The sequence below is a fragment of the Ignicoccus hospitalis KIN4/I genome (genome assembly GCF_000017945.1).
Taxonomy (GTDB): Archaea; Thermoproteota; Thermoprotei_A; order Sulfolobales; family Ignicoccaceae; genus Ignicoccus; species Ignicoccus hospitalis.
Map to the genome: position 1 here is coordinate 567,711 of NC_009776.1, position 16,972 is coordinate 584,682.

Annotated in this window: 17 protein-coding genes; 9 read left to right on the forward strand and 8 right to left on the reverse strand. The window is 55.2% G+C overall.

Annotation, left to right across the window (positions count from 1 at the left end; all coding sequences use genetic code 11):
* Positions 1-19: 19 nt before the first annotated feature.
* Positions 20-979 carry a deoxyhypusine synthase gene (locus tag IGNI_RS03290; protein WP_011998665.1) on the reverse strand — a complete coding sequence of 320 codons (960 nt, stop codon included), beginning with the start codon at positions 977-979 and terminating at the stop codon, positions 20-22.
* 72 nt (positions 980-1,051) lie between these two features.
* Here IGNI_RS03290 and folE point away from each other — a divergent pair, with 72 nt between their 5' ends.
* The gene (gene folE / locus IGNI_RS03295) at positions 1,052-1,612 is read left to right on the forward strand and encodes a GTP cyclohydrolase I (RefSeq protein ID WP_011998666.1); all 561 of its coding nucleotides are present in this window, start codon (positions 1,052-1,054) and stop codon (positions 1,610-1,612) included.
* Here the strand turns inward: folE and speE are convergent.
* Positions 1,604-2,515 carry a polyamine aminopropyltransferase gene (gene speE, locus IGNI_RS03300; protein WP_148202313.1) on the reverse strand — a complete coding sequence of 304 codons (912 nt, stop codon included), beginning with the start codon at positions 2,513-2,515 and terminating at the stop codon, positions 1,604-1,606. The genes folE and speE overlap by 9 nt on opposite strands.
* Positions 2,516-2,592: 77 nt before the next feature.
* Here speE and IGNI_RS03305 point away from each other — a divergent pair, with 77 nt between their 5' ends.
* On the forward strand, positions 2,593-3,516 hold the full coding sequence (locus IGNI_RS03305; protein ID WP_238374120.1) for a metallophosphoesterase family protein: 924 nt from the start codon (positions 2,593-2,595) through the stop codon (positions 3,514-3,516).
* An 82-nt stretch (positions 3,517-3,598) separates the two neighbouring features.
* Positions 3,599-4,789, forward strand: a complete 1,191-nt coding sequence (locus tag IGNI_RS03310; protein ID WP_011998669.1) for an argininosuccinate synthase — start codon at positions 3,599-3,601, stop codon at positions 4,787-4,789.
* Here the strand turns inward: IGNI_RS03310 and cas6 are convergent.
* Positions 4,761-5,534 (reverse strand): CRISPR system precrRNA processing endoribonuclease RAMP protein Cas6, encoded by a 774-nt coding sequence (gene cas6, locus IGNI_RS03315; protein ID WP_011998670.1) that lies wholly within the window; start codon positions 5,532-5,534, stop codon positions 4,761-4,763. The genes IGNI_RS03310 and cas6 overlap by 29 nt on opposite strands.
* 100 nt (positions 5,535-5,634) lie before the next feature.
* On the opposite strand from cas6, the gene IGNI_RS03320 reads away from it, so the two are divergent.
* Positions 5,635-6,747, forward strand: a complete 1,113-nt coding sequence (locus IGNI_RS03320) for a GMP synthase (glutamine-hydrolyzing) (protein WP_011998671.1) — start codon at positions 5,635-5,637, stop codon at positions 6,745-6,747.
* Between the two features lie 163 nt (positions 6,748-6,910).
* Positions 6,911-7,753, forward strand: a complete 843-nt coding sequence (locus IGNI_RS03325; RefSeq protein WP_011998672.1) for a hypothetical protein — start codon at positions 6,911-6,913, stop codon at positions 7,751-7,753.
* Here IGNI_RS03325 and IGNI_RS03330 read toward each other — a convergent pair.
* Entirely contained in the window at positions 7,739-8,980 is a 1,242-nt protein-coding gene (locus tag IGNI_RS03330; protein ID WP_011998673.1) for a hypothetical protein, read from the reverse strand. The two genes, IGNI_RS03325 and IGNI_RS03330, sit on opposite strands and share 15 nt — an antisense overlap.
* A 181-nt stretch (positions 8,981-9,161) precedes the next feature.
* On the opposite strand from IGNI_RS03330, the gene IGNI_RS03335 reads away from it, so the two are divergent.
* On the forward strand, positions 9,162-10,160 hold the full coding sequence (locus tag IGNI_RS03335; protein ID WP_011998674.1) for a DUF1152 domain-containing protein: 999 nt from the start codon (positions 9,162-9,164) through the stop codon (positions 10,158-10,160).
* On the opposite strand, the gene nadA is transcribed toward IGNI_RS03335, so the two are convergent.
* Complete coding sequence (nadA, locus tag IGNI_RS03340; RefSeq protein ID WP_011998675.1) at positions 10,132-11,052, reverse strand: quinolinate synthase NadA; 921 nt, start codon at positions 11,050-11,052, stop codon at positions 10,132-10,134. The two genes, IGNI_RS03335 and nadA, sit on opposite strands and share 29 nt — an antisense overlap.
* A gap of 74 nt (positions 11,053-11,126) precedes the next feature.
* Here nadA and IGNI_RS03345 point away from each other — a divergent pair, with 74 nt between their 5' ends.
* Entirely contained in the window at positions 11,127-11,690 is a 564-nt protein-coding gene (locus IGNI_RS03345) for a zinc ribbon domain-containing protein (protein ID WP_011998676.1), read from the forward strand.
* On the opposite strand, the gene IGNI_RS03350 is transcribed toward IGNI_RS03345, so the two are convergent.
* Positions 11,687-12,658 carry a hypothetical protein gene (locus IGNI_RS03350; RefSeq protein ID WP_011998677.1) on the reverse strand — a complete coding sequence of 324 codons (972 nt, stop codon included), beginning with the start codon at positions 12,656-12,658 and terminating at the stop codon, positions 11,687-11,689. The genes IGNI_RS03345 and IGNI_RS03350 overlap by 4 nt on opposite strands.
* A gap of 6 nt (positions 12,659-12,664) precedes the next feature.
* Complete coding sequence (locus IGNI_RS03355; protein ID WP_011998678.1) at positions 12,665-13,072, reverse strand: Rossmann-fold NAD(P)-binding domain-containing protein; 408 nt, start codon at positions 13,070-13,072, stop codon at positions 12,665-12,667.
* A 98-nt stretch (positions 13,073-13,170) separates the two neighbouring features.
* Here IGNI_RS03355 and cimA point away from each other — a divergent pair, with 98 nt between their 5' ends.
* Together cimA and IGNI_RS03365 are read left to right on the forward strand one after the other, a co-directional pair.
* Positions 13,171-14,814, forward strand: a complete 1,644-nt coding sequence (gene cimA, locus IGNI_RS03360) for a citramalate synthase (RefSeq protein ID WP_011998679.1) — start codon at positions 13,171-13,173, stop codon at positions 14,812-14,814.
* A 95-nt stretch (positions 14,815-14,909) separates the two neighbouring features.
* On the forward strand, positions 14,910-15,827 hold the full coding sequence (locus tag IGNI_RS03365) for a MinD/ParA family ATP-binding protein (RefSeq protein WP_011998680.1): 918 nt from the start codon (positions 14,910-14,912) through the stop codon (positions 15,825-15,827).
* On the opposite strand, the gene IGNI_RS03370 is transcribed toward IGNI_RS03365, so the two are convergent.
* Positions 15,824-16,972 carry a PhoU domain-containing protein gene (locus IGNI_RS03370; protein WP_011998681.1) on the reverse strand — a complete coding sequence of 383 codons (1,149 nt, stop codon included), beginning with the start codon at positions 16,970-16,972 and terminating at the stop codon, positions 15,824-15,826. The genes IGNI_RS03365 and IGNI_RS03370 overlap by 4 nt on opposite strands.

The following is a 16,972-nucleotide window of genomic DNA, read 5'->3' on the forward strand; positions in this document are numbered from 1 at the left end:
CGCGCACTGTCGTTTAAATCTACGCCTTTTGTACCTTGGCCAACACGCCGGCCCAAATTATCGGCAAAAGAACGGTGGCGTCCCCGTAAACAGTGGCGCTCCTCCCCTCGGGCTTCAGCTTGCCCCAAGTTATGGCCTCTCGGGGGCGCGCGCCGCTCAAGCTCCCGTCGTACTCTTGGGCCGTCGTCAAGTAGACTGCATAGTCCAGGCCCCCCTTAAACTGGTTCCACCAGATTACATGGTGTTTACTTATTCCCCCTCCCACGACGAGGGCGGCCGACCTCTTGCTGCTGAAGACCATGTCCGATAGGAGCTTCTCGTCCGCGAGGACGTCCAAGCAGAAGTCCTTCCCTTGTAGCTTGAGCTCCTCTGAGTACGTAAATATTGCCGTACCGAATGCGCCGTCGGTGATGCCAGGCACTATTACCGGGACCTTACGCTCCCACGCCGCCCTCAGTATGGAGTTCTCGTCCGAGAGCCTCTTTCCTACCTCCCATATCAGTTCGTAAGGCGCTACCATAGTCTTTCCCAACTCCCTCAACACGTCCTTCACTAACCTCTCGACGGGGGGTCCGTAGTTCTCAACGGGTATGAACACGTTTCCCAAACGGTGAATGTCGGACTTCGCCAACACGACGTCGTCAGCCTCGAAGTAGCCTTTGTAGTACTTATGCCCCAACGACCTGGCCACGTCGTGGTCTAGGGTGCCGCAAGTGGTAACGACCACGTCGAAGTAGCCGGAGCGCACCATTTGTGCCAACAGCCCTCTGAGCCCCGTGGCGACCAAGTTAGCCGTGAACGACAAGAACCTCAAATCGCTATTCCTCAACCCCTCGCTCAACACCTCGACCGCCCTACAGACGTCGGCGGCAGTAAAGCCGTGGACCTTGCAGTACTTCTCTATCAAGTCCGCTACCGTGTCCCTCTCGCTTACCCTTATGTCCTCAACAGGCTCTTTTATGAAGTCCTCTCTGTTCAAGAGTCCGCCCTTTAGGCCCCGCGCTTCGACCGCTTTTATGCTGCCTCGGACAACCCGAAGGGGAGTTAGGCTATGGAAGAGAACGTCTTGGAGGTTGCTATCAAAAAGTTCTTAGAAGAAATGGGCGAAGACCCCAGCAGGCCGGGCTTGAGCGAAACCCCCGAGAGGTACGTGAGGGCTCTTAGAGAGCTCTTCAAAGGCTTGGAGACCCCCAAGCCTGAGCTGAAGACCTTCAAGACCGAGTACCTCCTCGGGGAGAACGACCTAATAGTAGTCAAGAACGTGTCTTTCAGCTCCTTGTGCGAACATCACTTGCTGCCCATACTGGGCAGAGCTTCCATCGTGTACCACCCCAAGAGGGACGAGGTGATCGGTTTGAGCAAGATACCGAGGATAGTGAAGTGGTTAGCCAAGAGGCCTATGTTGCAAGAGAGGTTCACGGCCATGATTGCCGACGAGATAATGAAGGCCGGCGCGAGGGGCGTTTACGTCCTAGTTAGGGCGAAGCACTCTTGCGTAGCGGTTAGGGGGGTGGAGGACCCGGACGTGGAAATGATTACGGAGGCGGTGAGGGGCACTTTGGAGGCGAACCCGAGCTTGTTAGAAAGGGCAAGAAAACTTGTGTTAGACTAAGGCTAGGTAGGGCCTCTCGTCAGTACTGACTGTCGTTTGCGCAGCCATAGCCTTCCTCACGTGTTTTGGCAGCGAGAACATCCCGACGTGCGTAATCCCGTCGTAGTACTTGAGCTCCCCTTCAAGCCTCTCCCGTATGAGGCGGTCGACTGCGTCGGGGCTCAAAGAGCTCGGGTCGGGGCCCGTGGAGCCCCAGACGAAGCCCCAAGTCGCGTCGAACGCTTGTACGAAGGAGTGGTAGCCTCCCGCCTTCTCGAACACTTCCTTGACGGTTCTATATACTACCGTGAACACGTCCAATGTGTAGGAAGTCGAGGTAGCTTGAGTGACCATTATTCCTTCATCCCTCAAGACCTTCTTCACCAATTCGTAGAACTCCTTGGTGTAGAGCTTAGCTGCAGGCGCGCCCTCAGTGGGGTCCACGAGGTCTATTATTACGACGTCGTAAGAGTTCTCCGGGGCTTCCTCCAAGAACTTGCGGCCGTCCTCTATAACGAGCTCTGCCCGAGGGTCGTCGAAGGACCCTCGGTGCCACTCCGGCAAGTACTTTTTACTGACTTTAATTACTTCCTCGTCTAAGTCAACCATCGTCACCTTCTTTACGCTCTTATGCTTCAAGACCTCCCTCAAGGTGGCCCCCTCGCCACCGCCCAGTATTAGGACCTCCGTGGGGTTGGGGTGGGCCAACATGACCGGGTGAACTAGCGACTCGTGGTAGATCCACTCGTCGTACTCGCTCGACTGGATCTTCCCGTCTAGTATTAATGCCTTCCCGACGTTGCAGAGCCTCGCAACGACTATCTCTTGGTACTTGCTCTTGCCTACGTACAAAGTCTCCAAGAGGCCGTGGGCGTGCATGGAACACGGCGTTTGGACCTCTAAGAACCAATTAAAGGTCTTCAAGGGAACTCTGTGCACCCTTTTTCACCTCCCTAAGTCTTTTGAAAGCTCCGGAAGTTATCTGGGCTTTGGTGATAGAGATGCTAGAGGAAGTGCCGGTCCACGACCCTGAGGAGCTGAAGAACTTCGTGAGCGCGCTGACTTGTGAAGAAATAAAGGAGTTACTCGAAGAGGCCGAGAGGTACTTCGGACGCGAGGTCGAAATTATGGACTCCGTAGGGGGCGTGCTCTTCCACGGAGACATACACGGAGACGTAGACACCTTGTACAAGATATGGGAGCAAGTAGGCATAGAAAAAGTCTTGGACAAGTTCAAGCTGGTCTTCTTAGGAGACTACGTCGACAGGGGGGAGTACCAGCTGGAGGCTTTAACCTTGGTCTTGGCTTTAAAGGCAATGAGGCCCGAAGAAGTAGTGGTGCTAAGGGGGAACCACGAGCCGCCGGAGTGGCTGCCGCCGTCCCCCCACGACTTCCCGGACGTGCTGGTCTCCAAGTGTGGTCCGAGCAAGGGAAGCGAAATATATAAGGTAGCCTTACAGCTCTTCGACTCCATGCCGGCGCTGGCGCTAATAGACGACGTAGTCGCCCTCCACGGAGGGCCCCCTGTCTCAAAGGTAATGGAAGGGTGTGAGGGCGAGGATTGCCTTAAGGAGTTGGACCGCAAGAGCTTGGAGGAGGTGTTGTGGAGCGACCCGGACGAACTGATGGGCGGCAAGCTCTGCTCGTGGGAGGACCCCCCGAAGCTCTGCGTGGGGAGCAACCCGCGCGGCGCCGGGGTCGTCTGGGGCGCGGGGTTGACCAGAGAGTTCCTAGAGAGGCTCGGCTCGAAGTACATAGTAAGGGGCCACACCGCGGTGGACGGCTTTGCGCTCTCCCACAACAATAGAGTGTACACGTTGTTCACGAGGTCCGGGCCTCCCTATTACAACGCGAACGCCGCGGCGTTACTATTAAAGAGAAATAGCTTCAACGTCATAGTGGTCCCGGCGTTGCCGATTCTTTGATGAATTGAGCAAAAGAATCCTCAGCATACTATATAATCTGCACTAGAAGGTCCTTTATGGGCGCGCGGCTGTGAAGGGAGAAGTGTCTAAGATCGTTCTAGCCTACTCGGGAGGGCTGGACACGTCGGTTGCAGTGGCGTGGCTGAAGGAGAAGTTCGGGGCGGAAGTAATAACTGTGACGGTAGATGTCGGACAAAAGGAAGATTTCAAGGAGATAGAGGAGAGGGCTTACAAGGCTGGCGCATCCAAGCATTACCTAATTGATGCTAAAGAAGAGTTCGTAAACAAGTACATAAAGCCAGCAATAATAGCGAACGCACTCTACGAGGAAGTCTACCCCTTAGGCACCGCGCTCGCCAGGCCCCTCATAGGGGAGAAGGTAATAGAAGTAGCCAGAAAGGAAGGGGCGGACGCGGTGGCTCACGGGGCCACGAGCAAGGGCAACGACCAAGTGCGGTTTGAAGCGGCCTTCAAGGCCTTAGCCCCAGAAATAAAGATAATAGCTCCTATAAGGATGTGGGGGATGAACAGAAAGGAAGAATACGAGTTCGCTAAGAAGAAGGGTATCCCGATAAGTGCTGAGTCCAAGAAATATAGCATAGACGAGAACTTGTGGTCTAGAAGCATAGAGGGTGGCGAGCTGGAGGACCCTTGGCAAGAGCCGCCGGAGGAGGCCTTCGAGTGGACCGTCCCTCCGGAGAAGGCGCCAGAGGAGCCCGCGTACTTAACGATCACCTTTGAGAAGGGTGTCCCGGTGGCCCTAAACGGCAAGAGGATGGAATTGATTGAGATAATAGATACCCTCAACAAGTTAGCAGGCCAGCACGGGTACGGACGCGTCGACCACATGGAGAACAGGGTAGTCGGGCTTAAGAGCAGAGAAGTTTACGAGGCGCCTGCCGCCCTCACTATAATAAATTCTAAGAAGGACTTGGAGAAGCTCGTGCTCAACAAGAGGGAGTACAGAATTAAAAGGATGCTCGACTCTTACTGGGCGGACCTAGTTTACGACGGACTCTGGTTCGACCCCATAAGGGTGGCCTTGGACAATATGTTGAGCGAACTGAGCGAGAACGTTAACGGCGACGTGAAGGTGAAGTTATACAAGGGCTCCTTGCGCGTCGTAGGGAGGAGGAGTCCAAACGCGATCTACGACAAAGCGATAAGCAGCTACGAGAGCGAGTGGTTCCCGAGCGACGAGATGGCCAGAGGCTTCATAGACGCTTGGCTTATGGACAGCGTCGTCAGCTTTCGGAAGAGGTACTTGAAGTGAGGTACTTCTTAACTGGGACCTCGAAGGGGGGCTTCTCTACCTTAACTTCCTTAACGTCTCCGAATCCCAAGCTTACGTTCGAGCCTAACCCGAAGTAGTGGGAGTACTTGAGTGCCCACAGTAGTTTAAGCGCCAAGTCCTCCTCCATAATGCCGTAATAACTCACGCGCCCGAAGAAGGCCGGGAGCTCGTCGCCCTTGTGAATTTTGAACGTAGAGAATCGGGGGCGTCCGCCAACTACCTCTACCTTGGAGGAGATAGAATCTGCGTACCCCTTTAGGTCCGTACCCGTAACTTCGCTCATCCTCTTGAACAGCGAGTAAACCGCGCGGGGAGCGGAGGGCAAGGGCACCCACGCGCCGTGGAAGCGGTAGAGCGTGGGGCCGTGAGTTACCCTGAAGAAGACCGCGACCGGTTCATCTCCTCCCTTCGGAGGACTTTCCACTTCAACGGTCTTCACGTCCACCTTTATGGGCAAGACGTATTCCACGTTCAACAGCCCCTCCGCCAGCTTAGCGGGGGCGCTCGCGACCTCTCCCCAAAAGTTCACTTTGAAGGACACCTCCGTCCCCGGCTTGACCTCCGTACTCAGCTTTTCCGGAGGCACGACGTGGAAGGGGAAGTCCGGGTCCACGTCAACGCTCTTGAATGCGTCGAAAACCACTTTCGCCGCGAACACGCCCTTCCAGACTCTAATCTTCTTCAGCTCCGTTATTTGTAGGACGACGTCAACGCTTGTTATCATTGCGCCTCCCCTCGCGCTCGTGCGCGCTGATTCATACACTTTGTTGAGAGCTCGCAGTAAGGCTCATAGGTCCTTCCGGAGCAGCCGCGAAGGGAAGTTCGTGTTCAATGCGAACGACTTTATTAAGAAGAAGATAGAAGAGATAAGGGAACTGGTCGGGAAGGAAAAGGTTTTAGCGGCCGTCAGCGGGGGCGTGGACTCCACCACGGCCGCTGCCCTCGCCTACAAGGCCTTGGGGCCGGAGCAGATAAAAGTGATATTCATTGACACGGGCTTCATGCGTAAGGGCGAGCCCGAGTGGGTCAAGAACGTCCTTAGAGACGTCATGCCGGTGGAAATAGTGGACGCCAAAGAGCGCTTCTTCAACGCCGTCAAGGGCTTGAGTGACGCCGAGGAAAAGAGGAAAGCATTCAGAGAGGTGTTTTACCAAGTAGTCTCGGAGGAGGCCAAGAAGTGGGGGGCGAGCTGGTTAGTCCAAGGGACCACCGCCCCAGACTGGATAGAAACCACTGGGGGGATCAAAACGCAACACAACGTCTTGGAACAGCTCGGAATAAACGTCAGGGAGAAGTGGGGCTTCAAGCTGCTGGAGCCTTTGGTGGAGCTCTACAAAGACGAGGTGAGGGCGGTCGCTAGGGCCTTGGGGCTCCCGGAGGAGATAGCCTCCCGCCAACCCTTCCCGGGCCCGGGCTTGCTTGTGAGGATACCAGGCCTCGTTACCGAGGAGAAGCTAGAACTGCTCAAAGAAGTTACCGAAGTGGTGGAGAAAGAGCTGGAGAGGTTCAAGCCCAGCCAGTACTTCGCGGCCATATGGGAGGACCGGCTCGGGCCGAAGGTGTCCGAGAGCCCCGAGGCCTACTTGTTCGAGGGGGTGAGGGCCACCGGGGTCAAAGGGGACATTCGCGCCTACGGCCCGGTGGCCCTACTCAAGGCCTTCGACTGGGAACGAGTGTACGACTACTGGAAGGAGATAATTCACAAGAACAACGAAGTGACGCACGTAGTGGCGGAAGTGGGCGAGCGCGAGGAAGGGGAGTACACGATATCTATAAGGGCCGTCTTGACGGACAACTTCATGACTGCCGACGTGCTCAAGCTGGATAGGGGAACGCTGGAGGAGATAGCTAAGAAGGTAATGAAAGTTAGTCCCAAGATCAAGAGAGTGGTCTACGACGTGACCCCCAAGCCGCCCGCGACCATAGAGTACGAGTGAAGGGCTCGCCCGCGTTAGCTGCGTTCACCGGCCTCACCACACACCACCTCGCTCATCGCCTCGGCAATCAACACCCTCTTCATCACTTCGGATGATAGGGGGCGACACTCCTCATCAGCGCGCTTTTTCTCTCCCAGCTGTTTAAAAAAGTCGGGTAAACTCGGTGACCGAAATTACCCTGATAAATTGCGCGAACGCCAAGACCGTTCACGTACGAAAGGGGAGGATAGAGGAGGGAGAGGGCGGGGAGCTGTTCGACTGTAAGGGCATGCCGGTCAAGACGCTTAGGTGCACCGTGGCGCTCAAGCCCTTCAAGCGGTGGGAGGAGCTCCTAGAGGACCCCGTCCCGGAGCCGGAGTGGGTCGACTCCCTCCTAGTAAAAGGGGTGGGCGCGGCGATAGCCCCCAAAGGGACGAGGGCGGCTCTAGTAGAAGTAGTGGAGAGGCCGTTCGTCTTGGACCCCCTAGCCCCCCCGGAGGAGGTGCCGGAGAGGGGGGCCGTGGTGGCCAGAAGCTTGGACGCCGACTCCTCTTACGGCTACAAGCTAAAGTACGGCAAGTGGCCGGTTGAGGACTTGGGCGACAAGGCGTCGAACAACATAATACTCAACCCCTTTTGGGTGACCACGTGGGAAATAAAGAAGATCAAGATAGCCTCGTTTATGCCGGAAATGGTTGCACTGGGAACCTCCAGCCCGATTCCGCCGGAGCTGCGGAAAGCCGTGTTGAGCCCCCTCACCGGGCGCTGGGGCCCCGACGCCTTGGAAGCTGTGGCGACCCTCTTGATGAGGTCTCATTACTGGAGCGGGGAGCTGAGGGCCCAACACGACGACGCCTCGTGCTGGAGCTTCTTGGGCAAAGAGGGGCCGAGGCTTGCGAAGGGGTCCAAGGCTATGTTGTGGGTGGGCCACGAGGAGGCGGAGCTCGTGGTAACGGGCGATCAAGTCCTATTTAGGGAAGAGTTGCTAGAACTAAAAAGCGTGTCAGCCCCTTCACCACTCCTCTAGGGCTCCCCCGCCCTTCCTCCTCTCTCCCCTGCGCAGTGTTACTGCCATAACTACGACGCCTACTATTATGCCGAGCACCAAGGCACCTCCTAAGGTTGCTGTATCAATCACCTTTTTCACGCTCGTAACAGTAGTGGTTAGAGTTTTGCTTACGGTAGTCGTTATGGTACTCACGATTTCGCTAGTCACGGTGGTCGTTGTAGTATAGGTAGTAGTAACGTTCCTTAAGACGGTTGTCGTGAGCGTCAAGAAGGAGGTCAGAGTACCGTATATCGTCGTAGTCGCCGTCTCCACTACTGTAACGTTGCTTACTACGGTTTTCTTCAAAGTCACGGTAGTGGTAGTTGTAACCGTGGAGGTTGTAGTGTAGGTAATTGGTGACGTAACTATTATGGTCACGTTGTTAGTCACGGTCTTGAACTCGGTTAGGGTCGTAGTAGTAGTGACGGTCACGGTTAGGGGCTCGTAGGGGTACTTCGCGGGCTCCTCCTTGGCCAAGTACTTTATCACGTTAAACATGAGCTTTTGAACGTTGGGGTTGCTCGCTATGTCCCTAAATATCCCGTTCCAAGATAGTATGATCATCTCGTCGGACACTTTACTAGTCCTTATAACTATACAGTACCTGTTGCCCGAGGCGACGCTCTCGGGCGCTATCAAGTCGGGCACCAAAGGGACCATACAGCAAGAGGAGGGCAAGGCGCTCACGTTAGAGTATATAGGGTGCGCGCTGGCGGGCCTCAAGGGCCTCACTCCCTCAGCGCAAGAGGGGGCCGCCACCAGCCGACCGCTCACGTTCTTGGGGACCGTAGGTATTATCAAGCCGAGCTTGTACAACACGAGCTGCCCTAAGGTGCTCTTAGGCCCGACGACCAGCGCGACCCTAATCCTGTCTTTTATAGCGGGCAATATCACGTTGTTTACATAAGCGTTCGCTAACTCTTTGTCCCTAGTTATGTTCCCAGTTGAAGCGTCGTTGTCGAAAACCAACAGTATCCCGGAGAACGCCCTCGGGTTGGGCGGGCTGGTGAGGCCGGTACCCACGGACCAGTCGGAAGGGTTGGGCAAGTAGTTCAACGCTTCCGGCCATGCCCTTACGAAGCTTAGGAGCGCGACGTAGGCCTCGGAGCCCTCCGGGTAGGGGGAGCTAGTAACTATCCTCACGTCCACCTTGGCCGCGGAGACCAAAGCCGCCGTCAGCACTAGGAGCGCCGCGAGCTTCCTCATAGAGTACTACCCCGGTGAGACTAGGGTGGGCGGACTTTAAGGAGGAGTTGGCGTCGCCTTCGCTCCACCGAACCCATCATCGCCGGGAGCCAGCTCAGATCGTCCCTGCCCGCTCACGCGCGCGACGACTTCCCCGGGCGTCGTAATAACGTTCGGCGCGGCCGCATGGGGGGACGCGCTCTTGGAATGTCCTTTGCGCGGAAAGAAGGTGTTAGTGGTGGGGATAGGCGGCGGGGGCGACGTTGCCGCCGCCTACTGCGTCAGCAAGTGGGTCGAGAGCGTCGGGGGGAAGGCAATCTTAGGCAGCGTAGTGTGGGAGCGCTTGGTCAGAGACCCCCTACCGGGCCCCTTGCCCTTGAGGGAGTTGAACAACGCCGAGGCCGTTGGGGATCACTTGTGGGTGGCGGACGGCGACGAGTACGCGATAAGAGGGGGAGTGAGGGTGGTCCCTCAAGCCTCCATATTAGCCAGGGTTACTGGGAAGCGAGTTTACTTGTTCGACTTGAACGGCGGCGCTGAAGGGATTAAGCGAGGGCTAAAGGAGGCGATAGAGCTGGCGGGGGCGGACTTGCTCATAGCCGTGGACGCCGGAGGGGACGTCCTAGCCCGCCCTGAGGACGAAGAGGTCTGGAGCCCCCTGGCCGATTCTATATGCTTGGCCGCCGTTAAGGAAATTGAGATAGAGAGCTGGGTCGCCGTCTTCGGTCCCGGGTGCGACGGCGAGCTGCCTCCCCAGAAGGTCCTCGAGAGGGTGTCCGAAGCTTGGAGGAGGGGCGGCAACAAGGGAGGCTTCGTCTTATCCAAGGACGACGCAGAGGACTGCTTGAAGGTAGTTAACGAGATGCACACCGAGGCTTCCAAGATGGGTATACTGGCGGCCTTGGGGGAGTTCGGGGAGAAGAAGATACGTAGAGGTTCGAGGACTCTGTTCCTAAGCCCTCTGACGGCTACTACCTTCTTCTTGGATTCTAACTCAATAGACAGTGTTATGGCCGAGGCTGTGAGAGGGAGTGTCGATATCGAGGAGGCGAACCAGGCGTTGAGGGCGCTGGGGGTCTACACGGAGCTGGACTTGGAGAGGGACGTAGTGGCTAAGGGAGGCTTGGACAAGGTCGACCTAGAGAAGGTTAGGGAGGAGGGTAGGAAGAGGCTCAAGACCTCGCCAGCTCGAGGCCTCTGACCACCGCCTCCCTAGCCCTCTTGGCAACCTCCTCGTCCAAGACCACTTGGGGCTTCAGCGTCTCCAACGCCCTAACTATCTTGTCTAGAGTTATCTTCTTCATATCTATGCATATAGTGCGGGCGTCGGGAGGGTATACCTCCACGTGGGGGTACATCTTTTTCGCCCTGTAACTCAAGCCCTCTTCCGTCCCCAGTATGTAACACTTAGCGCCGAGCTCCCCTATAGCTCTCAGCATCTGACTCGTGCTTCCCACGAAGTCAGCCATCTTCTGGCTCTCCCACGGCGCCTCGGGGTGGACCAAGAGCTTGCAATGGGGGTGCCTCTCCTTTGCCTTCCTCAAGTAGTACGGGGAGACCAAGAACTCGTGGACCGGGCAGTGGCCCCAAGGGGGCACTGCTATTATGTCCTTATTCGTTCTGTGGGCAACGAACTTGGCTAAGTTCTTGTCGGGCCCGAACAAAACTACCTCGTCCTCTAGCTTGGAGACCACTTTGACCGCCGACGCGCTGGTGACTACGTAGTCGCTCAAGGCTTTCGCTTCTACGCTGGAATTGACGTAAGTTACCAGCGGCGCGTGCGGGTAGTTCTCTCTGAACCGCTTGATTATCTCCGGCGTCATGTGGTCCGCCAGAGGACACCCGGCCCGAGGCTCGGGGTGCAGGACTACTCTGTCGGGGTTTAGAAGCTTCGCTACCTCGGCCATGAACCTGACCCCAGCAACTACTATGACGTCCGCGTCGACCTCCTCGGCCTTCATAGCCATTTCTAGGCTGTCCCCAACGAAGTCCGCTACCTCTTGAACTTCCGGGAGCTGGTAGTTGTGCGCTATGATGAAAGCCCTGCGCCGCCTCTTCAGTTCCTCAACCTTTCTCATCAGTTCGTCAATCATCTAGCAGACCCAAGCACCCGCACGGTTTAATTTCTTTAAAACCTTCAGCCTAAAGGCTACCACGGTAGACAGTTTTGAGCAACGACAGGCTCAAGGCGTTCGTTGAGAAAGTAGGCTCGTTTAAGGACGTCAGCTACGTAGCGGTGAGCTCAGAGGGCTTGCCGTACATGATAAAGGGCACGGAAAGAGAGAACGCTGAGTACGTGGCCGCCGTGGCTTCCTCGCTCTACGACAGAATAAACGAGCTAACGATGGCTCTCAACTTAGGCAAGGAGGAGAGGAGCAAGATTTATTACCCAGAAGATTATCATATGTTGTTATTTAAGAAGGATAACTTCGTAGTTGCGATAAAGTACGACTTCGCCATAGATAAGTTAATAGAAGCCCTCACGAACAACTTGCTAAAGGGCATAGAGGTCAGGTGTCCCTACTGTAAGAACGACTTGAGTTTCGACGTGGTGAAGTGTCCTAAGTGCGGGGAGAGGCTCCCGTTTACCGAGCCGAAGTGTTGGAACTGCGGCGCGGACTTAACGCTGAAGGAGTGTCCGCACTGCGGTAACTTGATCTATTACAACGGCCAGAAACCCTCGTTCATAAAACTGCTCATATACAAGCTCAAGAGGATTTTTGGAGGCTAGTCGGGCGACCTATAAATGTTAGTAGGGGTGTATATGACTACTTTTACCTTCTTCCACGGCAGCCTCCTCTTCTTAATCAATTTCTCCAACAAACCTATGAACTTCCCCATTGATATGGTAGTTACGTCGGAGGAGAACACCAAGTTGAACTCGGCCTCCTCGGGACTTACGGCCTTAATGTACATGTATCTCAATTCGATAGGTAACCTGCTGAGCAGTTTAGTTATGCTCTTGAAGAAGGTCGGGTCGAAGTAATACTCGTTGCCCTTGCTGTCAATCAACTTTATCAGTGACTTAGCGTCACACTTCTCAGCAACCTCCATTAAGTCCTTAATAAGCTTCTCTAGGGGTACGTCGTCGTGGACCTTGATCACTACTACGTAGTGGCCCCCGAGCTCCTCCGGCGTGCTGGTCTCTACTGTGTACCCCATCTTGTCCAGGTAGTAGGCGATCTCATCGGTGAGGGTAACTGTATCTATTAAGTCGAATATTTCTAGCTCCTTGACGTCGAACCCTTGCGCGAGTTCCTCTACGCTAGTCTCCTTCTCCAGCCTCGCCTCCAAGACTTTCTGAGCTATCTCGTTCAGTGCCGACAACACTTGGGCCGCCTTCTCGACCACTCGCTTGCCGGCGAACATCTTATTCAAGGCGTCCACAAAAGCTTCCTTAGAGACGACGTAGAGGTCCCCGGGGAGGGGGTTGTCGTCTACAGCCTCCAAGGCCTTGTTACCGACCCTCGGCGGCTCCCTTATCGCTATGGCTACTACCTTGCCGTCGCAAGCGAGTATGTAACCACCCACCGTATGAGGCTTAAACATGAGGCAGAGACCTTCCTTGGACTTCTCGGCACTCAAGCGCTCGAGCTCGGAGACGGTGAGCGTGACCCTCTCAACCCTCTTGGCGTGGTGCAAGAGGGCGAGCCTGCTGGCGACGTCTATAAAAATTCTCGAGGTTGTAGCTAGGTCCACTGCGCTTCACCCCCACCTTATGTTTATGAAAAGCTTGGCGACGTCCTTGTCCAACAGTATTACGGCCTCCGCCTCGAGCCCGCTTAAAGTCTCTATAATCTTTTCGATCAGTTCCCTCAAAGCCCTCAACTTTTCTATCAAATCGCTTATCTCCTTAGCTTTTTTAGATAACTCCTCCTTCATTTTGGACGGGTGCGGTTGGACGTATATTTCAAACGAGTTTACCTTAGTGTGGTAGATCGCCTCGCCCCCGCCCCCGCCGAACCTTTTGACGAACTCTTCAAAGGTAGCTTCCTTTTCGTCCAAGCTCTCCAACAAGCCCGCGACCAACTCGGCCTCCCTCTCCGCGTCGTTCAGTTCCTTGTCGAGACGCTCCAGACACTCGCTCAAGCTGGTACATATTATTACGCTCATTAAGTCCGCTCCCGGGTTCTAGCCCCTCTCAAGTTCTATATTTGATAGCCTCAGCCCTTAATTACCCCCTAGCGAAGCCCGCTGGGTAGGAGAAATGGGTGGTTACAAAATTCTTCGAAAATAAAGCCCCCAAAGAAGTAGAGGTCTTGGACACCACCTTAAGGGACGGGGCTCAAGCGCGGGGGATAAATTTTGACCTACAAGCTAAGATAAGGATAGCCCTAGAGCTGGACAGAGTGGGCGTACACTTCATAGAGGCCGGGTGGCCCGGCAGCAACCCGAAGGACGAGCTGTTCTTCAGAGAGATAAAGAAGTACGAGCTCACGAACTCCGAAATAGTCGCGTTCACCTCTACGAGGAGGAAGGGCTTCAAGGCCTCCAGCGACCCGCTGCTCCAAAAGGCCCTCGACGCCGACACGAAGTGGATAACCGTCTTCGGGAAGAGCTGGGACTTACACGTCAGAGACGTGCTCAAAACTACCTTGGAAGAGAACTTAGACATGATATACGACACGATAAGGTTCTTTAAAGAGAACGGCAGGATGGTAATATTCGATGCAGAGCACTTCTTCGACGGGTTCAAGGAAAACAAGGAGTACGCGCTCCAAGTCCTAAAGACCGCTGAGGAGGCCGGCGCCGACCGGATAGTGTTGGCCGACACCAACGGTGGGTCACTGCCCCACGAGGTTTACGCTATAGTCCGCGAGGTCGGGGAGCATGTCAAGAAGCCGCTGGGCGTGCACATGCACAACGACAGCGGCTGTGCGGTGGCTAACACCCTTATGGGGGTGCTCGCCGGGGCGCAGCACGTCCACGTCACCGTAAACGGCATAGGGGAGAGGACCGGCAACGCGGACTTGTGCGTTGTAGTGCCAGACCTAGAGCTGAAGATGGGAGTAAAGGCCTTGAAAAACCCCGAAGGCCTCAAGATGTTAAGGCACTTGTCCAAGATGGTATACGACTTGGCAGGCCTCACGCCAAACCCCTACCAGCCGTACGTGGGCGACAACGCCTTCGCCCACAAGGCCGGCGTACACGTGGACGCTGTGCTCAAGAACCCGAGGGCGTACGAGCACGTCCCGCCGGAGAGCGTGGGCAACGAGAGGAAGTTGGCCATATCTGAGCTCAGCGGCGCCGCCAACCTGATAGGCTGGGCCAAGAGAGAGTTAGGAATAGTAATAAGCAAGAACGATGTAGCCTTGAGGAGAGCTCTGAAAAGGATAAAGGAACTAGAAAACAAGGGGTACAGCTTCGACAACGCCTTCGCGTCCGCATTGCTAATACTGCTGGAGGAGATGGGGCTGAGGGGGAGGCCCTTCAAGCTGGAAGAGTGGAAGGTGGTGAGCGAGGGAGCCGAGGAGGGCTCCCGCAGCTGGGGCGTGGTGAAGCTCTCGAACGCGGAGGTCCACATGGAGGCGGCGGAAGGAGTAGGCCCGGTAGAAACCATAGACAAGGCGTTGAGAAAGGCCTTAGACAAGCTCGCCCCAGAGGCCTCCCACGTAAAGCTCATAGACTACAGGGTCCACTTGCCCAAAGCCTCCAAGCACACGGAGAGCGACGTAAGGGTTGAGATAACTTTCACCGACGGCAAGGAGTTCTGGACCACCACCGCCGTGTCGAGAAACATAATAGAAGCCAGTGTGAGAGCAATACTGGACGGCATCGAGTACTATTTAATTAAGAAGAAGCTTATGTTGCTCAAGGGCTCCAATGAGGAGGCCCCTACTCTGCTGAGAGGGTGAGGTAAGCGGTCCTTCACCGAGGGGTTAGGGAGCAATATATACCTAACCTTAATTTCCCATAGACATAAGCCCTGCGGGAAGAGGGTGCCGGCGACGTGCTGCCGCTGTTCAAGAAGAAAGAGTGGCTGGAAGAGCCTTGGGACGACTACAAGATAATAGGCTTCGGGTCCACCAAGGGCGGCGCTGGCAGGACCACTATGACCATAGAGATAGCCAGCCTAATAGCGTTCATCAAAGAGGCTCGGGTAGCCGTAATAGACTGGGACGTGATCAACCCCCGCCTTACCCAAAGGGCTTTCAAGAGCTTGCCCTTGAGGGGCCAGACCTTAGTCAAAATAATAACTAGCAAGGATTTTAAGAAGGCCTTGAAGAACATTTCCTTGCATTCCGTAAGCTTGAGCCCCACCTCTAAAATAGACGTATTGCCGGCCTTGAGCTACGAGGACATAGACAAGGGGATAGTTGACGAGTACTTTAACTTGATGTATGAAAAGCCCGAGGAGTACATCAAGAGGTGCAAGGAGCTCGTAGCTACCCTTAAGACCGAGTACGAATATATAATGAACGACTACCCCGCTATAACTTGGGTCGCGCTGGGCCCTTTGTCCCTATCCATAAACCACGTCCGGGCGACTGCCGGAAACCTAGTGATGGTGGTGGACCCCTCTCCTTGGAGCGCAGAGCTCTTGAACTCAAACCTCATCCACCCGAAGTTAAAAGGGCTACGCGTGGGCGCACTGGTAGTTAACATGGTGAGGCCGGCGATGGACGCGGTCAACTGGGCCAAGAGCGTTTTCAGCCCGGTGTGCGAGAGGATAGAAGCGGACAACTTCGTGGTCCTGCCCTTCGACGTCCCCCTTTACGAGGCCGGGATAGGCGAGCTGAAGAGCTTGGTCAGCGTTTCGGTAAGCCCTTTAAAGCACAAGTCCCGAAGCGCCCGGTACTTGTACACGCTTGCCGACCGTTTCATTCATGATTATAGGGATAAGAAGTGCTTCTACATAGGCCCCTAGAGGACTTGTATACATTCGGGGAACTCGGGCTCCTCGTTGAAAACCTTCAATAACACCTTCATTCCCTTCTTAAGCTCGGTTGAAGCGTTGGGCAAGGGTATCCATATGCCGTCCAAGTATATGGCCAGCGCGGTCCCGTCGGCCATCTCCTCCAGTTGTCCCACCGTCATGTTGCATTCCTTAACCACTTGAAGTACCAAAATCCTCTCCTCCCCCTCTTCGGCAACCTCCTTGAGTATCGGGTGTACCTCGTTCTCTACTAAAGCCATTTGGGCCATGCTGGTCGCCGCGTCTGTCATCTTCTCTAAGGACCTCACCAAGACCGTGCTGGTGTATATCTCTTGGCTCTCGGCAGTGTTCTTAATTATTTCCATTTCTAACTTCGCCGACTCTTCGTCCATAAAGCTCTCTATCTCCAGCACCTCCTCTGCAGCCCTCGGGTCTTGGTACAGCATCGAATAAACTGCGAGGTCGAAGGCTATCTCAGTCATGTTCTTGAGCAACGCTATTCTAAAAGCTACTTCCTTCTCCTTCTCGGTGAACTTCTCCTCGGGGACTACCAACTCCATGTCTATGTCTTTCATAAGTTTCTTTACGTCCTCCCTGTCCCCCCTTATGACAATTACGTCCCCCAGCTCCAACTCCACTTCCTCCGGCGGGTTCACTATCATCACGCCTCCCCTCCTAAGTACGATAACGTCTATGAGCCCGTACCTCTCCTTGAGCTCCTTAACCTTAATTCCCACGAGCTTCTCGCCCACTACCAGCTTAACGTATATTTCCTCTGTTATTTCGAGGGCTGCCTTAACTACCTTCGGCACCTTGTACCCCTTTAGCACAGTAGTGGCCATGTCTGAGGCTGCCTCCGTGGCCAAGTCCATCGACATCCCCAGCCTAAGGGCCGGCAAGAGCTTCTCCGCGTCCTCCGGGTCCCTGGCGGCTACCATTAGCTGGAGGGCCAACAAGTTGAAGTCGTTATCCACGTCGACGTCTATCTTTTCCACCTCTTGAGCCACGTCCTTGTCCTCGTAAACTAAGGAGTAGAAGGCCATGTCGAGCGCTATACTGACTTCGTCCTTCATCTTTCGGAGGAGTTTCTTTATGGGTACGGGTCGGTACTTCACCACCATGGGGAGGTCGTTCAT

Bases quoted from the DNA above. Each gene is read 5' to 3' on its own strand.
- IGNI_RS03330 (WP_011998673.1), bottom strand. From the start codon at position 8,980: ATGAGGAAGCTCGCGGCGCTCCTAGTGCTGACGGCGGCTTTGGTCTCC.
- IGNI_RS03370 (WP_011998681.1), bottom strand. From the start codon at position 16,972: ATGAACGACCTCCCCATGGTGGTGAAGTACCGACCCGTACCCATAAAG.
- cas6 (WP_011998670.1), bottom strand. From the start codon at position 5,534: ATGATAACAAGCGTTGACGTCGTCCTACAAATAACGGAGCTGAAGAAG.
- nadA (WP_011998675.1), bottom strand. From the start codon at position 11,052: ATGATTGACGAACTGATGAGAAAGGTTGAGGAACTGAAGAGGCGGCGC.
- IGNI_RS03355 (WP_011998678.1), bottom strand. From the start codon at position 13,072: ATGAGCGTAATAATATGTACCAGCTTGAGCGAGTGTCTGGAGCGTCTC.
- IGNI_RS03305 (WP_238374120.1), top strand. From the start codon at position 2,593: ATGCTAGAGGAAGTGCCGGTCCACGACCCTGAGGAGCTGAAGAACTTC.
- folE (WP_011998666.1), top strand. From the start codon at position 1,052: ATGGAAGAGAACGTCTTGGAGGTTGCTATCAAAAAGTTCTTAGAAGAA.